The sequence below is a fragment of the Nocardia sp. NPDC004718 genome (assembly GCF_053601535.1).
Map to the genome: position 1 here is coordinate 12,953 of NZ_JBSGCA010000049.1, position 18,540 is coordinate 31,492.

Below are 18,540 nucleotides of genomic sequence, written 5' to 3' on the forward strand. Positions count from 1 at the left end.
GAACGAAGACGGTGAGCGCACCTACCGCACGGCCCGGGCCTTCGGCCCGTAGGCCAGCGCCTTCGGCGAATCAGCAGGCCACGCCCGCTGCCAACGCGACGTCCGCGGCCAACCGCCGCCAGCTCCCGCCCGAGCGGGTCACCGGCGCGCAGTCGGTCATCCGGTCGCTCGAGGAGCTCGGCGTCGACACCGTATTCGGCATTCCGGGCGGCGCGATCCTTCCCGTCTACGACCCGCTTTTCGATTCCACCAAGGTGCGCCACGTGCTCGTCCGCCACGAGCAGGGCGCGGGTCACGCCGCCACCGGTTACGCCCAGGCGACCGGCAAGGTCGGTGTGTGTATGGCCACATCCGGCCCCGGCGCGACCAACCTGGTCACCCCGATCGCCGACGCGCAGATGGACTCCGTCCCGATCGTGGCCATCACCGGCCAGGTCGGCCGCGGCCTGATCGGCACCGACGCGTTCCAGGAAGCCGATATCTCCGGCATCACCATGCCGATCACCAAGCACAACTTCCTGATCACCGAGGGCATCGACATCCCGCGCATCATCGCGGAAGCGTTCTACCTCGCCGCCTCGGGCCGTCCCGGCGCCGTGCTGGTCGACATCCCGAAGGACGTGCTGCAGGCGCAGACCACCTTCACCTGGCCGCCGGAGATGCGGCTGCCCGGCTACCGTCCGGTCACCAAGCCGCACGGCAAGCAGGTGCGCGAGGCCGCGCGGATGATCATGGAAGCCAAGGCTCCCGTGCTCTACGTCGGCGGCGGCGTGATCAAGGCCGACGCCTCGGCCGAGCTGCTGCAACTGGCCGAGCTCACCGGCATCCCCGTGGTCACCACGCTGATGGCGCGCGGCGCGTTCCCCGACAGCCACCGCCTGAACATGGGCATGCCCGGCATGCACGGCACCGTGGGCGCGGTCGCCGCGTTGCAGCGGTCGGATCTGCTGATCACCCTGGGCGCGCGGTTCGACGACCGCGTCACCGGTCAGCTGGACTCCTTCGCCCCCGGCGCCAAGGTCATCCACGCCGACATCGACCCGGCCGAGATCGGCAAGAACCGGCACGCCGACGTCCCGATCGTGGGCGACTGCCGCGAGGTGATCATCGAGCTGATCGAGACCCTGAAGGCCGACCCGTCCGCGGGTGCCGCGCTGCCGCTGGCGCTGACCGACTGGTGGACCTACCTCGACGGCGTGCGCGACGCCTACCCGCTGGGCTGGACCCCGCCCGCGGACGGCTCGCTGTCGCCGGAGTTCGTCATCGAGGCGCTCGGCCGCCTGGCCGGACCCGACGCGATCTACTGCGCGGGCGTCGGCCAGCACCAGATGTGGGCCGCCCAGTTCATCAAGTACGAGAAGCCGCGCACCTGGCTGAACTCCGGCGGCCTCGGCACCATGGGCTACGCCGTCCCGGCGGCCATGGGCGCCAAGATGGGCGCGCCGGACAAAGAGGTGTGGGCGGTCGACGGTGACGGCTGCTTCCAGATGACCAACCAGGAGCTGGCCACCTGCGCCGTCGAGGGCGTCCCGATCAAGGTCGCGCTGATCAACAACGGCAACCTCGGCATGGTGCGCCAGTGGCAGACGCTGTTCTACCAGGAGCGTTACTCCAACACCGACCTGGGCACGCACACCTTGCGCATCCCCGACTTCGTGAAGCTCGCCGAAGCCCTCGGCTGCCACGGCATCCGGGTGGAGCGCGAGGAGGACGTGGAGGCCGCGATCCGCGAGGCGCAGTCCATCAACGACCGTCCCGTGGTGATCGACTTCATCGTCGGCAAGGACGCCCAGGTGTGGCCGATGGTCGCCGCGGGCACCAGCAACGACGAGATCATGGCCGCTCGCGGCATCCGCCCGCTGTTCGACGACGACGAGCAGGCCTCCGAGCCCGCGGTCATCCACACGGCGATGTCGCACGATCAGAACAAGGTGAACAACGGATGAGTACCACGCATACCCTCAGCGTTCTCGTCGAGGACAAACCGGGCGTGCTGGCACGGGTCGCGGCGCTGTTCTCCCGCCGCGGCTTCAACATCGAGTCGCTGGCGGTCGGTGGCACCGAGCTCCCCGAGATCTCGCGCATGACCATCGTCGTCACCGTCGAAGACCTGCCGCTGGAGCAGGTCACCAAGCAGCTCAACAAGCTGGTGAACGTCATCAAGATCGTGGAGCAGGATTCCGACAGCTCGGTGGCCCGCGAACTGATCCTGGTGAAGGTGCGCGCCGACGCCAGCGTGCGGACCCAGGTGATCGAGGCCGTGGGGCTGTTCCGCGCGAAGGTCATCGACGTGTCGCCGGACGCGCTCACCGTCGAGGCGACCGGAACCCGGTCCAAGCTCGACGCGCTGCTGCGGATGCTCGAACCGTACGGCATCCGGGAGATCGTGCAGTCCGGTGTCGTCGCGGTGGGGCGTGGACCGAAGTCCATCACCGCCACCCGATGAGCTGACGAGCGGCACACCGATGGGGCCGACCGCCCAGCGGCGGCCACACGCTAGTCTTTCTGCGATCGACGGTTGGCGTGCCGCCTCCCCGCTCAGGCGGGAATGATCCCCTCCCGCGGCTGCGGGGGTGATCCGATCCAGAACAACGTAAATCCGCACCGGCGCAAGCCGGTGTGCCCCGCCTCGCGCGGGGATGATCCCGGAAGGAACCATAGTGGCAGTCGAGATGTTCTACGACGACGATGCCGACCTGTCGATCATCCAGGGCCGCAAGGTCGCTGTCATCGGCTACGGCAGCCAGGGGCACGCGCACTCGCTGAGCCTGCGCGACTCGGGCGTCGAGGTCCGCGTCGGTCTGGCCGAGGGGTCGAAGTCGCGTCCGAAGGCCGAGGAGGCGGGCCTGACCGTCGGCACGCCTGCCGAGGTCTCGGAGTGGGCGGACGTCATCATGGTGCTCGCGCCCGACACCGCGCAGGCGTCGATCTTCACCAACGACATCGAGCCGAACCTGAAGGACGGCGACGCGCTGTTCTTCGGCCACGGCCTCAACATCCACTTCGGCCTGATCAAGCCGCCGGCGAACGTCACCATCGGCATGGTCGCCCCGAAGGGCCCGGGCCACCTGGTGCGTCGTCAGTTCGTCGACGGCAAGGGCGTTCCCGCGCTGATCGCGATCGACCAGGACCCGAAGGGCGAGGGCCAGGCGCTGGCGCTGTCCTACGCCAAGGGCATCGGCGGCACCCGCGCGGGCGTCATCAAGACCACCTTCAAGGAAGAGACCGAGACCGACCTGTTCGGTGAGCAGGCCGTGCTGTGCGGCGGCACCGAGGAACTGGTGAAGACCGGTTTCGAGGTCATGGTCGAGGCCGGTTACGCGCCGGAGATGGCCTACTTCGAGGTGCTGCACGAGCTGAAGCTGATCGTCGACCTGATGTACGAGGGCGGCATCGCGCGGATGAACTACTCGGTCTCCGACACCGCCGAGTTCGGTGGCTACCTGTCGGGCCCGCGGGTCATCGACGCCGACACCAAGAAGCGCATGCAGGACATCCTCAAGGACATCCAGGACGGCAGCTTCGTCAAGCGTCTGGTCGCCAACGTCGAGGGCGGCAACAAGGAGCTCGAGGCGCTGCGCAAGAAGAACGCCGAGCACCCGATCGAGGTCACCGGCGCCAAGCTGCGCGGCCTGATGAGCTGGGTCGATCGCCCGATCACCGAGACCGCCTGATCTCCAGGCCGATTCGCGCGGTGGCCCGCTCCGGAGTTTCGGAGCGGGCCACCGGCGTCTTTCGCGGAGTTTCTAACTGCTGCCGAACGAGCCTGTGCCCGGGAAGCCCTGGCCCCAGCCCCCGCCCTGGCCCCAGCCTTGGTTCCAACCTCCGCCCCAGCCTTGGTTCCAGCCTCCGCCGCCCCAGCCCTGGTTCCAGCCTCCGCCGCCCCAGCCACCGCCCTCGCCCCAGCCAGGACCGCGGCCATAGGGTGGTGCGCCGTAGTGGGGTTTATCGACCAAGAGGTTGTTGTTGCAACTCCAGTCCTGGAACGGGCCGAAGGCGCACTGGCTGTAAGCGGGAGTGACCCCGGGTGTGCTCGGGGTGGCGGAGGCGGGCATCGCCAGCGCGGTCAACGGAATCGCGGCGATCGCACCGGCGACGGCCACACGAAAGATACGGCGTGCGCTGATTGACGAGAACAACGTAAATCCTTTCACTCTGCGGCGAGCGTCTCCGCCCGCCATCCCCCCGTTGCGGGGTCCGCCCACGGCCCACCCCCGCAGACAGATCTTGGATCTACGGTCACTGCTTCGCGGTCGCGCTTACCGACGGGACAGCGACTGCATAGCTACACTCTTGCGCACTCGCCGCCGAAGGTCACGGGTGTTTTCTCCCCTGCGGGGCAAATCGAACCGCGGTATTAGGGAGTTCCCCTATCGCCGCACCCCGGGATCAACCGAAGAGTGGCAGCACCGTGTCCACGATGTCGACCGGCGACGGCAGTGACGTGAACGCGCTCGCTGGGCTCAGGTGGCGTTGCAGCGCGCGCTGATGCGCCGCGCCCACCAGCAGAAGCGCTGCCGCGCGCAGATTTACGGCGCTCGAGGCGGAGGGCTGCGCGGCCGCGAGCCGCGCCTGCATCGCGTCCACCGCGCGGTGCGGACCGATGTCCGCCTCCTGGGCGCGGTCGAGGTAGCGCGCGCGTAGTTCGGCGTCGGATTGGATCGCGGCGGCGACGGGGATCGTGGCGACGAAGAAATCTTCCAGCGCCTCCATCAGGGCGACGAGATCGGCCCGCAGGTCTCGGTGCGCGTCGACGTCGCCGAGGACGTCCTTGACCGGTCGCAGGTGTCGTTGGACCACCGCCTGCAACAGCCCGGTCCGGTCGCGGAAGTGATAGAAGATGCTCGACTCGGCGACACCGGCGCGGTCGGCGACCCCTTTTGTGGACAGCCGCGCCACACCCTCCTCGGCAAGGATTCGCTCCGCGGCGGCGATCACCGCGTCGCGGACGCCCGTCGAGGGACGCCCACGGCGGCGTCCTTCGACCCGGCCGGATGCCGTCACGAATCCTCCGATCGTTCGTTCGTCACCCCTTGCAGTATGCCCGACGAGGTCGTATTTTCTGAGTAGATACTCAGTAAATATCTTGGAGGTAACCGATATGTCCAGCCAGGCTTCGGTGCGACCGTCCCCATCGCGTATCCAGCGCACCGGGGACGCGGTCGTCAGGTCGTTGCTCCGGTCTCCGCTGCATCGGGTGCTCAGCGGCAGGTTGCTGCTGGTCACGGTGCTCGGGCGGAAATCGGGTCGCGAGTACACCAATCCGGTCGGATACGCCGACCATGACGGAGCGCTGCTCGTCGGCACGACGGCCCGATGGCATCGCAATCTCCACGACGGTGAAGCCGTGCGTGTCCGGCTGCGCGGCAGCGAGATTCGTGCCAGAGCCGAAGTGATCGCCGACGAGGCCCGGCTCGCCGCGCTTGCTCCGGTGGTGGTGTCGGCGAATCCGATCCACGGGCGCTACGCGGGTATCGAACTGGAGCCGGACGGGACGGTCGATCGCGACAATCTGCGGCGAGTCATGGCGAACGGGTATGTGATCGTTCGTCTGAGCCCGGTCTGAGGCGGGCCGGGTCGTCGCCGGGTCCGTTTCGCGCCGTCCGGATCGCTCTCCCGCCGCCGCGCGGTGTAGCGACCGTCTGGTTACTCGCTCGTACGGCGGCTGGGGCCTAGGGTTCTCCCGGACAACGAGGTCGGAGAAATGTACATCCGGAGATTCCCTGTCCGAACGGATTCCGCACCGTGGCCCACTCGATAAAACTCGACCGCACCGTGACCATCCCGACCTCGGCCGGCCGCCGACCCGAGGCGATCCACCGATTTCTCGTGAAGCCCGACGACGCGGGCATCGTCGGATCGGTCGACGGCGGCAAACTCCTGGAATGGATCGACAAGGTCGCCTACGCGGCGGCGGCCCAGTGGAGCGGCCGCTACTGCGTCACCGCCTACGTCGGCAATATCCATCTCGACCGGCCGATCGCGGTCGGCGAGCTGGTCGAATTACACGCGAATCTGGTCCACACCGGGCGCACCAGCATGCACATCCTGGTCACCGTCTATTCGACCGATCCCACCCGGGTGCAGCCGGTGCAGTCGGCGCAATGCCTGACGATCTTCGTCGCCGTGGACGACGACCGGCGCACCGTGGAAGTGCCGCAATGGAATCCGGCCACGCTGCTGGAGTTGCAGCGGCACCGCCAGGCGCGCGCCCGGATCTCGGTGCGCAAGCTGATCGAGGAGGCGATGGCCGCGCAGCGGTACACGTCGGCGGGCGCCGCGCCGAGCGCCACGCTGCGATTCCTGGCCGCGCCGTCGGACATCAACTGGGGCGGCAAGGTGCACGGCGGCCGCACGATGCGGTGGATCGACGAGGCGGCCTACGTCTGCGGTGCGGACTGGGCCGGGCAGCGGGTCATCACTTCGTACTTCGGCGGCATCCGCTTCTATCGGCCGATCGTCATCGGCCATGTCGTCGAGGTCACCGCGCGGCTGATCCACACCGGCCCGCGCAGCATGCACGTCAGCGTGCACGTGACCTCCACCGACGCACACTCCGACGAACCCGCGCTCGCCGCGCACGGTCTCGCCGTGGTAGTCGCGCTGGACGGCGAGGGCAAGGCGCGTCCCGTGCCGCAGTGGGAGCCGGTCTCCGAGGAGGATCGCGCGCTGGACGCGCACGCCCGGCACCTCATCGAACTGCGCTCGCTGGTCGAGCCGTTCACTGTGGCGAGCGCCGTGCCGTCCGACGCCGAGCCGAGTCATTTCCGCGTACCTGCGCCGAGCTGAGGCCGAAGCGCCCGGTCTAGACTGGTTACCGATGAGTAAGTTCTTCGCGTCGGTGGACGAGGTGACCGGGCGTCTCGCCGAGGCCGGGTACCTCCCGTCCCTCGATATCGCCACCGCCGTGTTCCTCGCGGGCCACCTCGGCAAGCCCCTGCTGATCGAGGGCCCGGCGGGCGTCGGCAAGACCGAGCTGGCCAAGGCCGTCGCCGCCGCGACCACGTCCGACCTGGTGCGGTTGCAGTGCTACGAGGGCATCGACGAGGCCCGCGCGCTCTACGAGTGGAACCACGCCAAGCAGCTGCTGCGCATCACCGCCTCGGACGACGAAGGCTGGGACAGTACCCGCGACCATGTCTTCACCGAAGAGTTCCTCCTCGCGCGCCCGCTACTGGCCGCCATCCGTAACCCGCGCTCCACGGTGCTGCTCATCGATGAACTCGACAAGGCCGATGTGGAGTTGGAAGGCCTGTTGCTCGAGGTACTCGGCGACTACCAGGTGAGCATCCCGGAGCTCGGCACCGTCACCGCGGTGCGCAAGCCGTTCGTGATCGTGACCTCCAATGCCAACCGCGAGCTGTCCGAAGCGCTCAAGCGGCGCTGCCTGTATCTGCACATCGATTACCCGACCGCCGAATTGGAGCGAGCGATCGTGCGGATGAAGGTTCCGGAGCTGGACGAGGCGCTGGGAGAGCCGGTGGTCCGCGTGGTCGGTGCGTTGCGCCAGCTCTCGTTGCGCAAAGCGCCGTCGATCGCCGAAACCGTCGATTGGGCGAAGACACTGGTCGCTCTGGGTGCGCGCAATCTATCCGGCGGTGTCGTCCGCTCGACCCTCGGCGTGCTGTTGAAATACCAATCGGATCACCGCCTGGCGATCGAGCGGCTCGGACTCGATATGGATACCGAGCAAGGAGGGCGGTGAGATGGGGTTCCGTCCGACCGCTGACCGCCTATCGGCCGAGGCCGGTAATCGCGACCACTGCGGGGCAGGGGCGTCATGAGCATCGCTGAAAGCCGCGCCGTTGAGATGGGTACCGGATCGATGACCGATCGGCTCGTCGAATTCGTCGGGCTGCTGCGTGACCACGGCATCAACGCTGGACCGAGCGAGACCATCGACGCGGCCGAGGCGATGATCGCCCTCGGAATCGATGATCGCAATCGCTTGCGCTCCGGCATGGCCGCCTGCCTGCTGCGCCGCAATGGTCAACGCGCCGTGTTCGATCAACTCTTCGACCTGTATTTCCTAACCGCCCAGCAGCCGCAGCCCGTCGATCCGTCGACGCCCGAATCCATCGAAGCGCTGCGAGATCGGCTCGTGGCCGCACTGGCACAGGATGATTCGGACTCGGTCGCCGAGCTTGCCCGCCAGGCGCTGACCGAACTCGGCGGCTACGGCGGCGCGGGCACCGGGCAATCCTCCGCGCCGGTCACCACGGCGTCGGGCGCAGGCTGGTCCTCCTACCTGACCATGAAAGCCCTACGCCCGGAAGAACTCATCGAGCGCATCGTCACCGGCATGAACGGCGCCTCCCAGCTCGACACCACCGTCCACACCATCGAGGCCAACCGCCGCCTCGCCGCCTTCCGCACCGCCGTCCAAACCGAGGCCCGCCTGCGCTCCGCACAGCTGCGCGGCACCGAATACATCGCCCGCCGCGGCGTCGAATCCAGCACCGACCAGATCGATTTCCTCGGCGCCCGCGAACAGGACCTCGCCGAAATGCGTCGCTTGGTCCACCCTTTGGCCCGCAAACTCGCCACCCGCCTCGCCGTCCGCCGCCGCAAAGCCGTGCGCGGCCAGATCGACCTCCGCCGCACCCTGCGCCGCTCCATGGCCACCGGAGGTGTCCCCATCGACCCGGTCCTGCGCGCCCGCAAACGCGGCCGCCCCGACCTCGTCGTCCTCGCCGACATCTCCGGCTCGGTCACCGGCTTCGCCGAATTCACCCTTCAGCTGATCCAGGCTCTGCAAGACCAGTTCAGCAAGGTCCGCAGCTTCGGCTTCGTCGACACCTGCGATGAGATCACCCACTTCTTCACCCCCGGCGAACCCCCGACCCCCGGCACCGCCGCCCGAATCATCCGCTCCACCAAGGTCGCCCGCTTCGGCAGTTCGAACTACGGCGAAGCGTTCCAAGGATTCCTCGACAACTACGCCGACGCCCTCGGTCCGCGTACGTCCGTCCTCATCCTCGGTGACGGGCGCACCAACCGCACGGACCCGAATCTCTCTGCGGTGCAGACGATTGCCGACCGGGCGAAGCACACCTACTGGCTGAATCCCGAACCGTCTCGGTCATGGTCGACCGGGGATTCCGCAGCCCACGTGTACGCCGAGTGCGTGACGATGCACGAGTGCCGGAACGTCAAGCAGTTGAGCGAAGTCGTCGCACGGTTGCTGCCTGCGTGACTCGGCTCCGCTGTCAGAGCCTCATCCGGATGTGATCTGAAGTACGGCGTTCGAACGTAGGGCAAGGCGCTGGTAGATCGGGAGGACGAATACGGCAGGCGAGGCTCAGCTACTACCAGCGCCGCGAAAGCCCACTCGAATGCCCGTTGGGCGCAACTCGCGGACAACGGCGGCCGTCGCGGTGGCGGTCACGTCGTCGACCCAGTCCGGAATGGGCACCGCGTTCGCGATGTACTCGCGCACAAGCCCATAGGGAATCGCCTTGACCGCAGCCAACGCGATCGCCATGTGATGCTCGTCGGCGTCGCCGCATTCCGCCGCGACGGCGGCGCGCAGCGCGTCGTTCATTCCGTCGTTGACCGCTGCGATGTCGGCGCGCAACTCGGCGGAACCCACTTCGAGCAGTTCCTCACGTCGGAACATCTTCATCGCACGAGCTTCGGTGGGATGCTCGCGGCAGTATCGCGGCAGGTGCATCGCGGCGGCGAGCAGCGGGTCGGCTCCCGACAGCGCGGCGACGAATCCGACCTGGAAGCGCTGGATCGAGCGGAGCCACAGCCGGGCGAGCAACTCTTCGCGGGAAGCGAAGCGCACGTAGATCGATCCGGTGGGGACGCCGGAGGCAGCACTGATCGCGGCGATGGTCGGTCTGGTCGTCGCCGGATCGGCAAGCAAATCGCGCGCGGCGTCGAGGATCTGGTCATCGGTGAAGCGCCGGGGTCTTGCCATGGGGGACAGCCTAAGGCAGGGTTTCAGAATATGGATTCAAAAACTACGTTTCCGATCACGGGCAGTCTGCTCACATTCATCGGATCGGCACATACCGCGCTGGGCGTTGTCATCTGGGCGACCGGTCGAGAGCAGACCGAACTCGCCTTCTGGTTCACCGCCTTCGGCGTCGCCGCCGTCGGCTTCGGCGTCGCCGTGATCGAGACGGAACGAACCCGCGGCTACGCACCAGCGCCGATCCTCACCGCGATCGCCGTGCTCACCGCGTTCGGCCTGGTATTCGAGCCGGTGTCAGGGTTTCTCACCGTTCTGATACCGCTGGCCATGGGCGTCCGCGGATGGATACGCCACCGCCGGCTCGTCGCGATCCCGGCAGGGTAAGCCGGACCCAGCCCGCACAACTTGGTCCAACTCAGATCTTCCAGCACTAACCCAGCCGAGTGTCGTTGCGGCACTGCACCCCAACGGTCTGCTGAAGATCGCGCATCAAAACGTCGAATCGCGGAGCATCGGGCCAATCCGGGCGAAGCGTGCCGACGCGATGCCACCCCCAGCGTCGATAGTTGTCATACGCCCGGTGGTTATCCGGGCGGACCAGCAAGGTAGCGCGCGGTTCGGGCCGACCCTTGAGCAGTTCATCGTGCAGGGCGCGCGCAATACCCTTCCCCGTGAACTGCTTGCGCACCATGATCTCGCTGAATGCAAATGTGCGAGAGCCGTTCTCGACGGTGAAGGTTGCGTGGTCGCCTTCATCGAGTTTCAGTCCGTCCCACCATGCGGTCTTGGCAGTGAGCGGCCAACCCCACGCCTGGCCACAGAGTTCGCCGTTGAGGCGGGCGATCACCAGCTCGAACGCACCGGCGCGGTCGGGGTCGGTGTAGGCGTCGAAACGGTGCATGAACGCTTCGGGCGATTCGAACTCCTCGCCGGACTCGATTGCGTCAACGTACGAGTCTCGGAAGATGACTTCGACTTCGTCGCGTAGTTCGCGGGCCTGCGCGGCGGTGTAGCGCTGAAAGTAGACGTCAACCATCGACGGGGAGTGCTCAAAGGTCATTTTTGACTGCCTTGGTCAGCTAGCTTCCTTGAATTCGGCGAACCGTTCCTCGAGTCGCTCCGCCGATGGCCAGTCCTTCCGCCGTTGCGGTAGTGCAAGTGGCTGACCGTCCATTGCTTGTAGCCCGTAACGCAGCATCGGACCCTTGTCCGGGTCCCGCATCAGCTGTGCGCCGACCTGAATTTCGTACCCGGGAGAGATGCCAATCAGATTGCTGTCGTAGGCGGCGTGGTGGATCTTGCAAAGACTCAGGCCATTGTCGACATCGGCCGTACCGTGCTCCTTGCCGTCTCCGATGATATGGGCGGCATCCAGCAATTGCGCGTGACGTACCTTGCACATCGCACAGCGGTTGTCGTAGGCCAGCAGAACCCGGCCCCGGAACTCCGGCTGGTGTAGTCGTTGCTTCGTCACACGTTGGACGTAGGCGCGCTCGATCGGTTTGAGATGCAACGGATCGCTGACTTCTCGCAGACTCTCGTCCAGCGCGAGGATGAACCGCTTACTCGGCTGGTCGTCCGCTACGACGTAGACAGGAAACACAGGGACGTACCGGATCGCTGAACCGATCTTGATCCATCGCAAAAGGATGATGGGTAGTGCTAACTCGTACGCGCGCCTCAACTTGGTGTTGTCGCCCCGGATGTTGCCGTCTCGATACGCGTAGGCATAGAGAGAATCGCCAACTACCTCATCGTCGTATGGGCTGTCGGGTTTCGAGAGAATCGACAAGGTTGCGGCGAATTGCGAAGGATTCCAGATTCCCTTGTTGCGGTCGATGAGCCGATAGGTCTCGGTGCCGACCTCGAACTCGGTCAGCTCCTCGCGAGTCAGCGAACCCTGCTCCTCGACTCGTCGCGCCAGGTGATCGAAGATCATCTGGCGCAGCTCGCGCTCCACCTCGCTCTCCATGTATGGAGTGTGCCATGGTCACCCCAGATCGACTGCCTTACGAGGTCCCCTGTGCCAGAGTGCCTCGTGCAGTCGGCCTTCGAGAAGGACGGGATCTATACAGTCACCGATGTGCTCATGGCAAGGCTGACACGGTCGAGCCTTCAAGTCCATCCGTGGGTGTGGTCTTTGGATCACGTCTGAGCGGAAACGGTTCAGTCAGTGCTCTCGAGCCGAGCTGGACCACCTCGGCCAGTGTGACGCGGTCGAGCATCAGCTCAAATTCGTTGCCCGAAGTGCCGAACACGAAAGTTACGTAATCACGGTGCTCATCGACAACGGTTCTCACGGGGCAGCCTTCATACGTGCTGACCCAGCTGCCGATAGTCAGTCGGTCCCATGTCATCGTTGCTTCTTCTCGCCTATCGCGCTCGACGTCGACGAGGCAGGGCACATGCCCGGATGGCTTCGATTACAGCCAGCCCTGACGGTCGGTAAGTGTCACGTGGCGGGTTCACCCACACTCGAAATCCATGGCGGTCGGCGGGCGACGGGAGTGCGATTTGGGCGCCGAGTCTGGCAACGGACGCGTTGAGGCGGAACAGTTCGCCGAACAGAGCCATGTCGTCGTTGGGGACATCCGGTATGACGAGGAAGGTCCACCGCTTGGAGCGGGGATGCGAGACGATCGGGCCGGGCCGAATGCCGCGCCCATGCATGTGAACCTTGATGGAAGCGCCGAGTTCGGCTGGAACGGTGATTCCTCCGACGCTGGCCGAGGGGATGAAGATCTGGCGGAGTTGCGGCTGTACACGCGCAGGCAGACCGCAAATCTCCCTGTAGAAACGGCATCTCGACATCAATGTGTCTGACGGTATGCCGTGCACGAGTGGCGTTTGGTGCGTCGCGCCACCCGTCGCATATCTGTGAACGGATCGCATTCCTTGCCTCCTGCTCCAGTCGATCGAAGACGAGCACCTGACGCCGCAGAGCCTGAAAGCGTCTCGGCGTGGAGTGCTGTGGCTAGATTCCGCCTCGAAGTGGCTCTGCGGGAACGCCTGTTTGAGGGAGGACAAGGGGAGAATCGGGGGATGTCGGGCTGGTTCGGGCCTGGAGGCCTGGGGCGGATGCAATGATTTGGCTGCGGGTTACCGAACGAGGGGGGACGGGGCTTGTCCGAACCGAATCACCAGCTCAGCGCGGCACGAGCTCGAACGAAGTCCGAACTCACGGGGCATCCGCTGTCTCGTGCGGAACTCGCCGACGCGGTAAACGCCTGGGTCTATCGGCGAACAGGTCGGGTTGTTCAACTGTCGGGCAACTACATCGGGAAGTTGGAGCGCGGCGTCTTCCACTGGCCGAACGCGGACTACCGCGCCGGGCTGAGGGCCGTACTCGGCGTCGCGACTGACGCCGAACTCGGTTTTCGTCCGGTCGAGCGCGGAACCGGCGGCGATACCATGGTGTCGGACGATTCACCGGTGTTCCTGCCGGGCGCGGGGAAAGAGGTTGACGACGTGCGACGCCGAACCTTTCTGCTCAGCGCGTCAGCCGCCGGTGTCGGTATGGCCTTCGGATTGGAGTCGGCTCGGCACGGCCTGAATCGCGCCGTGTCAGAGGGTGTTCCGGTCGATCTGGAGGACTGGAACGAGATAGTCCGCGAATACGGAGCCGCATACGTCACCCACACGTCCACCGAGTTGCAAGAGATGCTGTTGGTGGATGTCCTGAGCCTCGAGGCGGCGCTCGGTTCATCGCGGAGCGCCAGCCAGCGCCGCGAGCTGTACAAGATAGGCGCTCTTTTGAGCCAGTACATGGCCCAATCCATCGGAGACCTCGGCCGCCGACGCGAAGGGGCGCGGTGGTGGCGCACGGCTCGCTACGCCGCAGACTGCTCAGGCGATCCCCACACCATCATGTTCGTGCGGGGACGCAAAGCCATCCGGGGGATCTATGACGGACTGGATCCTGAAACCATCATCGATGAGATCGGCAAATGCGATCCCCTGATCGCGGACGGTCCGGCAGTCGGGAGACCCAGCCTGCTTGCTGCGCGGGCTCAGTCCTTCGCTTTGTTGGGTCGCGCTGAGGAGGCGGAGTCGTCGTTGAACGATCTGCGGGAGACATTCGCAGCTCTGCCGTCTTCCATGACCAAGGATCACAGCTGGCACTGCTGGGCATATCCGGAAGAGCGAGTCAGATTCGCTGAAAGCTTCGTGTACTCCCATCTAGGCGATACCCGCCGGGCAGAACAGGCGCAGTCGGCGGCGCTCAACCTGTATCCGCCGAATAGTCGGCGCGGGCCGGTTCAGATCGAGTTGCAGCGGGCCCTCTGCCTGGTCTCGGCCGGAGACCCAACTGCGGGCGCTGGTCATGCGACTACCACCTTGGGGGGTTTGCCGACCGAGCACCGGACGCGGTTCGTCATGGGTTTAGGGGAACAAGTCCTCGCGGCCGTACCGAAAGGTCAACGGCGCATGCGCAGCGCTCTGGAACTCCACGAACTACTGCGGGACGACGCTTTTTGTCGTGAGAAGGCCATCGGGTCATGACCTCGCGCTTGCTCGATCTCGCCCACTACGACGCCGCTGAGGCCCTCGAACTCGAAGACGAACTCAAGGCCCTGTACTTCGACTCCCACCGCGAGCAGCAAGACAACCCGTGGTACAGCCCAGTGCGATTCTGGGAACGACTCGAAGAAATGTACGCACCGATAACAGGCTTCGAACTGGTCGCGGGACGAATAGACGGCCGGATGATCGGCTACGCCTTCGGCACTCCCTACAGCAGACCACAAGCGGTGTGGAAGAAAGCAATTCGGATCTACCCGCAATCGGCCCCTGAAACAGAGGGCGCACCGGTCTACATCTTTCGCGAGTTCGCCGTGCATCCCGACTACCAAGCCCAAGGTTTCGCGAGGGCCATCCACGACGCCTTGCTGGCGCGGCGGCCGGAACCATTGGCTTACCTGCTGGTGCGAGTCGGCAACCCGGCCCGGGCTGTGTACGAGGCATGGGGCTGGCGCGTTGTCGGGCAGGATCAGCCGTTCGCCGATTCTCCGGTAATGGACGAGATGACCCTGCCGATGGATGCCGCTGGCTGGTGCCGCGCGGGCCAGACAGACGGTGGGGAACAACGCAAGCCCATCCAGTAGTTCCATGATGCCGGAGCGCGCAGTTTGTCGTTGCCCGCCTGCGCTGGAGCGTAGATGCGAGGTCGTCGATTCCGGACAGCATGCGGACCGGTCGTTTTTCTTCGATCTCAACTTGCCAATACCGAGCTGTTTGTTATTGCTGAGGTCCTGACCGTCCAGAAGGCTTGCTGCTTGCGGCCGCCGTTGGCACTCGCGTCTTTATGCCTAAGCATCGGCAAGGGACTCTTAACTGACCGGTCGGCTTTATTGGAAGCAGGTAATTTCTGGTCATTTCCAGTAATCGTGTCGTCGGCGCATATGCTCGGAGTAAGCTGCCGCTACGAGCTAGTGCTGGGCAGCGCGCTAGTGCCGGCCTCCTTGGAGCAAGGGGAAAGCGTAATCACTTATGGGCAAGATTGTAACTGTTCCTGATGAGAACGTGCATCATTTAATTCGCCAAGCATATAATGCTGGTGGCCCTTATCAGTGGGCGCGAGAAGCGCTCGTGAATTCGATTCAAGCCAAAGCCACTTGGGTCTATTTCGGTGTGGATGAGGAGTCCTTCACGGCAAATGGTGTCGCTCGACGCTACGTTGCAGACAATGGCGTAGGTATGAACGAGGAGAATCTGCAACTCTTTCTGTCATCGTTCGGCGGTGGTGGGAGAACTATCTCGCTTACCGAAAACTTTGGGCAAGGCTTCAAGGCGTCCTGCTACGAGTGGAACCCATATGGGATCATCGTGTTGTCGTGGACCGAAGAAACGCCTGAAGGTCGAATGATTTGGATCCACTTCGATGAACGTCACGACAGATGGCAATTGAAGGATTTTGACATATATTACCCCGACTCCGATCCAAATGGGCCCCCAGACGACATTAGTGACTGTATCCCTCCTTCCTTCAACCCAACTCTCGGAATAGACTTGCGTAATTTCCACTTCGATGAGATCAAAGAGTCTGGTCACGGCACCGTATTTCTATTCCTTGGCGATGGTCCGACTCGGGACACGGTGAGCGGAGACTATAAGCGTGGAGAGAATGAGGTGAAACGCGGGATTGTTAATTACTTGAACACGCGCTTTGTCGAGATCCCTAGAGATGTATCGGTTCGTGTCGCAACACTGGAGCCGAAGCCTGCGGAGACTGCTAGGCGCGAGAGTAAGGACAAAGTTGTCGTTGCACCCGACGGGCAGAGATTCGCAATCCATCCGCGACGCGTCAATGGCATTAAGGCCGTCATCTCGCCTAAGCATCAGCATGGTTCTGTGATGGTTAAGCATGGGACGAGGATCGAGTGGTACTTGGCGGACGAGGATGAAGATGCACTGAGTCAGGAAAAGGGGCCGACCAAACCGCTCATAGCAGTTCAATACGAAAATGAAGCGTACGATCGAAAGGATCGCCCGCAACAGTACCGTCAGTTTGGAATTCCTGATATAATTCGAATGCGTCTGTGGATCTTCATCGTGCCACCCCCTTACAAGGAATCTGAGCCGACACGATGGGGAGTTATGCCGCAGGCATCTCGGGGCATGTTGATCGGTAAAGGCAGCACCAGTCTTCCGTGGGAAGACTGGCAGGACAACTTCTATCAGCAAATGCCCGTCCCGATCAGGAAAGCAATAGAGCAAAGTCGTTCCGGTGAAAGCGATGGCAACGATCAAGGTCGGCGTGAGCGCCTGAAGCGCACAATGGAACGTCTGGCAACCCGCTTTCGTCCGCCGCTTCTGGTCAAGAATGAGTCCGGCCGCGACTCCGGCAATCCTGCGTCGTCGACAACGGGAAAGCCTAGGGTCGGGACTGGAAAACCACGTTCGGAAAATTCGGTTATGCTGAAGCCCCGCAACACCTCAAAGGATTCTGGCGGCACCGGAGACAAGATAATATTGAACCCAGAAGAAAATGGTGAATTTGCGGGAGCAGTTCGCCGGAAGAGTGATGGTCTCCCGGATGTTAAATGGGAGGTATTTCGTGATGATGACGTGGTGCATGCGGCTCGGTTCGACGAGAAGCTTTCGGAAGGTGGCGCATCGTTTGGGACCATCAGTATAAATCTGGCCTTTCCGCTGTTTCGCAACGAATTCAAGTTCTGGATTGAGGAGTACCCGAAGGCGGATCAGGAAGAAATGATCGCCTTGGTGAAGCAAGTCTATGAAGACGAGCTGGTCTCAAAGTTGATGCACGCGTATAAGCTCAAGGGGCAAGAGCTGGCTGAAGATGAAGATGGAAATGTAATTCGCGTAACAGATGAAGATCTTGAGAAGTGGGTCAGCCCTGAAGCGTTGACGTCGGCATCTCTTGGTTTGGTGAACGTCGAGCAGAGGATACGAGTAACAGCCGGCTCGCGATTTGGGAGCGGCAGAAGAGCGGAAAAAGTTCCAGTGAAAAGGCGGAGATAGAAGTCCCGATTTTTCGTGAACCGTCCATCATAACTTGCCGTCAGCTTCATGAATTCCGGCCGACGTCAGGTCGGCGCCGGAGTTCGGCGACCTCCACCGTACGCCCCACTCGGCGCGAGAGCTCGCATGCTTCCGCGACATAGAACGCCGCCAGGGCATCCGCCGGAGTGCAGGGACTGTCGAGCCGCCCGGCCGCAACCTCGATGAACGTTGCCAGTTCCTCCGCATACGCCGGACGGAACCGTTCCATGAACCCGGCATAGGGAGGATAGGGGGAGGGGCTGTGGTCGGGTTCGACGGAAGTCAGCGGCGCGCGGTCGTCCAATCCGACGATGGCGTTCCCATTAGACCCCAACGCTTCCAACCGAACGTCATACCCGGCCCCGTTGTACCGGGTCAGCGATACGGTGGCCAGTGTCCCATCATCCAGACGCAGCAGCACCGCCGCCGTGTCGACGTCATCCGCTTCGGCGAAGAACGCCGCGCCTCGGTTCGCCCCGAGCGCATACACCTCGACGATCTCTCGCCCCGTCACCCACCGCATGATGTCGAAATCATGCACTCCGCAGTCGCGGAAGATCCCACCCGACCGCGGAATGTACTCGGCGGGCGGCGGGGCCGGATCGAGTGTGGTCGCCCGCAAGGTATGCAGCCACCCCAGCCTGCCGGAGCGGATCGCTTCGCGCGCCGCACGGTACCCGGCGTCGAACCGGCGTTGGAAGCCGATTTGGACCGGGACGGAGGAGTCGCGAAGGTGATCGATGACGGCGAGCGTGCCGGTGATATCGGCCGCCACGGGCTTTTCGCAGAAGACGGGGATCCCCGCGTCGACGGCGCGGATGATGAGTTCGGGGTGGGAGTCGGTGGCGGTGGCGATGATCAGGCCGTCGAGGTCGGCGGCGAAGAGGGTGTCGAGGTCGGGGGCGAATTCGACGCCGAGGACGGCGGCGGTGGTGCGGGCGCGGTCGGCGTCGGCGTCGGCTACCAGGACGGTCGCGACGTTCGGGAGTTTCTTCAGGGTCTCGGCGTGCGAGGTTCCGATGCGGCCGGTTCCGGCGAGGCCCAGCGTGACGGGTCGGTGAGGTGACATCGGCTCTCCTTATATATGGACGCGACGTATGTCGGCGGGCCTC

General features: G+C 64.3%; 17 protein-coding genes. 11 read left to right on the plus strand and 6 right to left on the minus strand.

Annotation, left to right across the window (positions count from 1 at the left end):
• Nucleotides 1–11 precede the first annotated feature (11 nt).
• The 3 genes from ACWEH3_RS28680 (at nucleotide 12) to ilvC (ending at nucleotide 3,674) form a co-directional block, all read left to right on the plus strand.
• Entirely contained in the window at nucleotides 12–1,946 is a 1,935-nt protein-coding gene (locus tag ACWEH3_RS28680) for an acetolactate synthase large subunit (RefSeq protein WP_450022407.1), read from the plus strand.
• Nucleotides 1,943–2,446 carry an acetolactate synthase small subunit gene (gene ilvN / locus ACWEH3_RS28685; protein WP_039799659.1) on the plus strand — a complete coding sequence of 168 codons (504 nt, stop codon included), beginning with the start codon at nucleotides 1,943–1,945 and terminating at the stop codon, nucleotides 2,444–2,446. The genes ACWEH3_RS28680 and ilvN overlap by 4 nt, the downstream gene beginning before the upstream one ends.
• 226 nt (nucleotides 2,447–2,672) lie before the next feature.
• Nucleotides 2,673–3,674: a ketol-acid reductoisomerase gene (gene ilvC, locus ACWEH3_RS28690; protein ID WP_174372187.1), complete on the plus strand. Its 1,002-nt coding sequence runs from the start codon at nucleotides 2,673–2,675 to the stop codon at nucleotides 3,672–3,674.
• A gap of 715 nt (nucleotides 3,675–4,389) precedes the next feature.
• On the opposite strand, the gene ACWEH3_RS28695 is transcribed toward ilvC, so the two are convergent.
• On the minus strand, nucleotides 4,390–5,004 hold the full coding sequence (locus ACWEH3_RS28695; protein WP_450022402.1) for a TetR/AcrR family transcriptional regulator: 615 nt from the start codon (nucleotides 5,002–5,004) through the stop codon (nucleotides 4,390–4,392).
• Between the two features lie 97 nt (nucleotides 5,005–5,101).
• On the opposite strand from ACWEH3_RS28695, the gene ACWEH3_RS28700 reads away from it, so the two are divergent.
• The 4 genes from ACWEH3_RS28700 to ACWEH3_RS28715 all read left to right on the plus strand — a co-directional run bounded on the left by ACWEH3_RS28700 (nucleotide 5,102) and on the right by ACWEH3_RS28715 (nucleotide 9,196).
• Nucleotides 5,102–5,566, plus strand: coding sequence for a nitroreductase family deazaflavin-dependent oxidoreductase (locus ACWEH3_RS28700; protein ID WP_450022400.1), 465 nt, complete (start codon nucleotides 5,102–5,104; stop codon nucleotides 5,564–5,566).
• 248 nt (nucleotides 5,567–5,814) lie between these two features.
• Nucleotides 5,815–6,789: an acyl-CoA thioesterase gene (locus ACWEH3_RS28705; RefSeq protein WP_452358418.1), complete on the plus strand. Its 975-nt coding sequence runs from the start codon at nucleotides 5,815–5,817 to the stop codon at nucleotides 6,787–6,789.
• Nucleotides 6,790–6,820: 31 nt separating this feature from the next.
• On the plus strand, nucleotides 6,821–7,705 hold the full coding sequence (locus ACWEH3_RS28710; protein WP_450022397.1) for an AAA family ATPase: 885 nt from the start codon (nucleotides 6,821–6,823) through the stop codon (nucleotides 7,703–7,705).
• A gap of 75 nt (nucleotides 7,706–7,780) precedes the next feature.
• Entirely contained in the window at nucleotides 7,781–9,196 is a 1,416-nt protein-coding gene (locus ACWEH3_RS28715) for a vWA domain-containing protein (protein WP_450022396.1), read from the plus strand.
• A gap of 105 nt (nucleotides 9,197–9,301) precedes the next feature.
• Here the strand turns inward: ACWEH3_RS28715 and ACWEH3_RS28720 are convergent, their stop codons facing one another.
• The gene (locus ACWEH3_RS28720; protein ID WP_450022395.1) at nucleotides 9,302–9,925 is read right to left on the minus strand and encodes a TetR/AcrR family transcriptional regulator; all 624 of its coding nucleotides are present in this window, start codon (nucleotides 9,923–9,925) and stop codon (nucleotides 9,302–9,304) included.
• A 30-nt stretch (nucleotides 9,926–9,955) separates the two neighbouring features.
• Between ACWEH3_RS28720 and ACWEH3_RS28725 the strand changes: the two genes are divergently transcribed.
• Nucleotides 9,956–10,306, plus strand: a complete 351-nt coding sequence (locus ACWEH3_RS28725) for a DUF6463 family protein (protein ID WP_450022394.1) — start codon at nucleotides 9,956–9,958, stop codon at nucleotides 10,304–10,306.
• A 46-nt stretch (nucleotides 10,307–10,352) separates the two neighbouring features.
• On the opposite strand, the gene ACWEH3_RS28730 is transcribed toward ACWEH3_RS28725, so the two are convergent.
• The 3 genes from ACWEH3_RS28730 to ACWEH3_RS28740 all read right to left on the minus strand — a co-directional run bounded on the left by ACWEH3_RS28730 (nucleotide 10,353) and on the right by ACWEH3_RS28740 (nucleotide 12,222).
• Nucleotides 10,353–10,982, minus strand: coding sequence for a GNAT family N-acetyltransferase (locus tag ACWEH3_RS28730; RefSeq protein WP_450022393.1), 630 nt, complete (start codon nucleotides 10,980–10,982; stop codon nucleotides 10,353–10,355).
• Nucleotides 10,983–10,997: 15 nt separating this feature from the next.
• Nucleotides 10,998–11,894, minus strand: a complete 897-nt coding sequence (locus tag ACWEH3_RS28735) for an HNH endonuclease (RefSeq protein WP_450022391.1) — start codon at nucleotides 11,892–11,894, stop codon at nucleotides 10,998–11,000.
• A 115-nt stretch (nucleotides 11,895–12,009) separates the two neighbouring features.
• Entirely contained in the window at nucleotides 12,010–12,222 is a 213-nt protein-coding gene (locus tag ACWEH3_RS28740) for a hypothetical protein (protein ID WP_450022389.1), read from the minus strand.
• 823 nt (nucleotides 12,223–13,045) lie between these two features.
• Between ACWEH3_RS28740 and ACWEH3_RS28745 the strand changes: the two genes are divergently transcribed.
• From ACWEH3_RS28745 to ACWEH3_RS28755, 3 genes are all read left to right on the plus strand, one after another.
• Nucleotides 13,046–14,425 (plus strand): hypothetical protein, encoded by a 1,380-nt coding sequence (locus tag ACWEH3_RS28745; RefSeq protein ID WP_450022387.1) that lies wholly within the window; start codon nucleotides 13,046–13,048, stop codon nucleotides 14,423–14,425.
• Entirely contained in the window at nucleotides 14,422–15,027 is a 606-nt protein-coding gene (locus ACWEH3_RS28750; RefSeq protein WP_450022385.1) for a GNAT family N-acetyltransferase, read from the plus strand. Before ACWEH3_RS28745 ends, ACWEH3_RS28750 begins: the two co-directional genes overlap by 4 nt.
• Nucleotides 15,028–15,412: 385 nt before the next feature.
• Nucleotides 15,413–17,407, plus strand: coding sequence for a hypothetical protein (locus tag ACWEH3_RS28755; protein ID WP_450022383.1), 1,995 nt, complete (start codon nucleotides 15,413–15,415; stop codon nucleotides 17,405–17,407).
• A gap of 46 nt (nucleotides 17,408–17,453) precedes the next feature.
• Here ACWEH3_RS28755 and ACWEH3_RS28760 read toward each other — a convergent pair whose 3' ends face one another.
• Nucleotides 17,454–18,497, minus strand: a complete 1,044-nt coding sequence (locus ACWEH3_RS28760; protein ID WP_450022381.1) for a Gfo/Idh/MocA family protein — start codon at nucleotides 18,495–18,497, stop codon at nucleotides 17,454–17,456.
• Between the last annotated feature and the right edge of the window lie 43 nt (nucleotides 18,498–18,540).

What these genes read in the sequence shown, in the direction of transcription:
- ACWEH3_RS28760 (WP_450022381.1), bottom strand. Translation starts at nt 18,497, where the DNA reads ATGTCACCTCACCGACCCGTCACGCTGGGCCTCGCCGGAACCGGCCGC.
- ilvC (WP_174372187.1), top strand. Translation starts at nt 2,673, where the DNA reads ATGTTCTACGACGACGATGCCGACCTGTCGATCATCCAGGGCCGCAAG.
- ACWEH3_RS28750 (WP_450022385.1), top strand. Translation starts at nt 14,422, where the DNA reads ATGACCTCGCGCTTGCTCGATCTCGCCCACTACGACGCCGCTGAGGCC.
- ACWEH3_RS28710 (WP_450022397.1), top strand. Translation starts at nt 6,821, where the DNA reads ATGAGTAAGTTCTTCGCGTCGGTGGACGAGGTGACCGGGCGTCTCGCC.
- ACWEH3_RS28700 (WP_450022400.1), top strand. Translation starts at nt 5,102, where the DNA reads ATGTCCAGCCAGGCTTCGGTGCGACCGTCCCCATCGCGTATCCAGCGC.
- ACWEH3_RS28735 (WP_450022391.1), bottom strand. Translation starts at nt 11,894, where the DNA reads ATGGAGAGCGAGGTGGAGCGCGAGCTGCGCCAGATGATCTTCGATCAC.
- ACWEH3_RS28730 (WP_450022393.1), bottom strand. Translation starts at nt 10,982, where the DNA reads ATGACCTTTGAGCACTCCCCGTCGATGGTTGACGTCTACTTTCAGCGC.
- ilvN (WP_039799659.1), top strand. Translation starts at nt 1,943, where the DNA reads ATGAGTACCACGCATACCCTCAGCGTTCTCGTCGAGGACAAACCGGGC.
- ACWEH3_RS28720 (WP_450022395.1), bottom strand. Translation starts at nt 9,925, where the DNA reads ATGGCAAGACCCCGGCGCTTCACCGATGACCAGATCCTCGACGCCGCG.
- ACWEH3_RS28725 (WP_450022394.1), top strand. Translation starts at nt 9,956, where the DNA reads ATGGATTCAAAAACTACGTTTCCGATCACGGGCAGTCTGCTCACATTC.
- ACWEH3_RS28715 (WP_450022396.1), top strand. Translation starts at nt 7,781, where the DNA reads ATGAGCATCGCTGAAAGCCGCGCCGTTGAGATGGGTACCGGATCGATG.
- ACWEH3_RS28755 (WP_450022383.1), top strand. Translation starts at nt 15,413, where the DNA reads ATGGGCAAGATTGTAACTGTTCCTGATGAGAACGTGCATCATTTAATT.